At 68.7% G+C, this 2,008-nt stretch carries 1 protein-coding gene and 1 pseudogene; both read left to right on the top strand.

The genetic code is table 11. The annotated features are described in order from the left end of the window. Window positions 1–737, top strand: a pseudogene (locus AB0J09_RS63440) (ABC transporter permease); the annotation flags it as partial. Window positions 738–751: 14 nt separating this feature from the next. Beyond that, window positions 752–1,570, top strand: a complete 819-nt coding sequence (locus AB0J09_RS63445; protein WP_358444207.1) for a class I SAM-dependent methyltransferase — start codon at window positions 752–754, stop codon at window positions 1,568–1,570. The last annotated feature ends 438 nt before the right edge of the window (window positions 1,571–2,008 follow it).

The following is a 2,008-nucleotide window of genomic DNA, read 5'->3' on the forward strand; positions in this document are numbered from 1 at the left end:
GGCTGCACCGCGGGCCGCTGATCAGCAGGATCGCCGGACTCGCCGTGGTCGGGCTCGTGGGCGGCGCGATGTCGGCGAGCCTTGGGACGCTGATGGACAACGGCGGCGCCGCGGCCCGAGAGGCGCTGGCCCGGCTCGGCGGTCCCGGCACGCTCGTCGACCAGTTCCTCGCCCCCATGATGACCATGCTCGGCCTGGTCAGCGCCTGCTTCGCCATCCAGGCCGCGCTGCTGCTCAGGAACGAAGAGCGCGACGGGCGGGCCGAGCCCCTGCTGGCCACCCCGGTGCGCCGGCTGCGCTGGGCGGGCAGCCACTTCGCGTTCATACTGCTCGGCCCGGCGCTCGGGTTGATCGCCTTCGGGACGGCCGCCGGTCTGGCGCACGGACTCAACACCGGCGACGTCGCCCGTGAGCTGTCCCGCCTCCTAGCCGCCGCTCTCGTGCAACTCCCTGTGGTGTGGGTGTTCACCGGGGTCGCGTTCGCGCTGTTCGGGCTGCTGCCTCGGCTGGTCGCCGGCACGTTCGCGGTGGCCATGGTGAGCATGTTGTTCGGCTGGGTCGGCCTGGAGTTGCAGCTCGACCAGTGGGTCATCGACCTGTCGGTCTTCGAGCACGTACCGAAACTTCCCGGCGGGGTCATGACGGCCACCCCACTGATCGTCATGACCGCCGTCGCGGCGGCCCTCGTCGCGGCCGGCCTGGCCGGATTCACCCGACGCGACATGCCCACCATCTGAGCCTGGAGGACATCATGGGAGTGACCCTTCCTACACTGACCCCGCTGCAGGAAACCCTGTGGGTGACGCTGTGCGGCCGGGCGCTCGACAGCCGCCTGCCAAGCCCCATACTCGGCGACCGCATGGCCTACGAGATCATCCACAAGACCGGCTACGACCACCGCAAACTCCGCTGGAGCGCGGCCTCGGCCATCGACGTCGCCCAGCGCGCCAAGAAACTGGACGAGATCGCGCAGCGGTTCATCGCCCGCCACCCCGACGCGATCGGCATCGACCTGGGAGCCGGCCTCGACACCCGAGCCCTCCGCATCGACCCTCCATCGACAGCGGACTGGTACGACGTCGACTTTCCCGAGGTCGTGGACGCCCGGCACCGGATCATCCCGGAGCGGCCGCACACGCACACCATCGGCGCGGACCTGACCGAGCCCGGCTGGCTGGAGGCGCTGCCCGCCGACCGTCCCGCCGTGATCGTCGCCGACGGCGTGCTGCCCTTCCTCTCCCAGGAAGAGATGATCACGCTGCTGGACCGTCTCACCAGCCATTTTCCCAGTGGGGAGATCGCGTTCAACGTCTACACCCGATTCACCGTCTGGGCCGCGAGACACTACTCCGGCAGCCGGTTCCTGGTCCCCCTCTTCAAGTCCCCCGGCTTCGACCGCCTCGACCCCGTACGGTGGAACCCGCGACTGACCCTGATCCGGCACATCCTGCTCACCCGGGAGCCCGAGGTCGACCAGTTCCCGACGGCCCTGCGCCTGTGGACCCGCCTGTCGGCGCTCAGCGCGGCCTTCTCCAGGCTGGGCACCACGGTCGCGCACTACCGTTTCTGACGATTCCGGCCGGCGACTCACGCCGGGGTCGGGCATCCCGTCTTCTAGTTGTTCGCACAGCGTGTACAGCAACACCGCGTGAGGAACATGCGAGTTCCTGCCGTGCAAGGATCTGAACGCCTGGCAACTATTCGTGGAGACGGCCGGCCCATGCAGCGCTTGCAGCCGCCAGCCCGCACGGATTCAGCCGAAGCGACGACAGTTCAAGGCACCCGTTGGAACCGTGTCGAATGCCTCCGCCATCACCTTCCGGGACCACCGGCAGGGGAAGGTGGATGGTGCCGGGCTTGTATCGGTTTGCTGGAGTCCACACACCCAGCCGTCGAGGCAGCGCGTTCGACGTGGCTAAGTGGTCATCTGCGTAAATCTCTCGGGGGTTACGCGGCTGCGTCGAGTACGGCAGGCTGATGGTCGCAGCCGGCGGGCTGCTGGGAGTTC

Origin of the sequence: Nonomuraea sp. NPDC049784 (genome assembly GCF_040659615.1) — a bacterium.
Taxonomy (GTDB): domain Bacteria; phylum Actinomycetota; class Actinomycetes; order Streptosporangiales; family Streptosporangiaceae; genus Nonomuraea.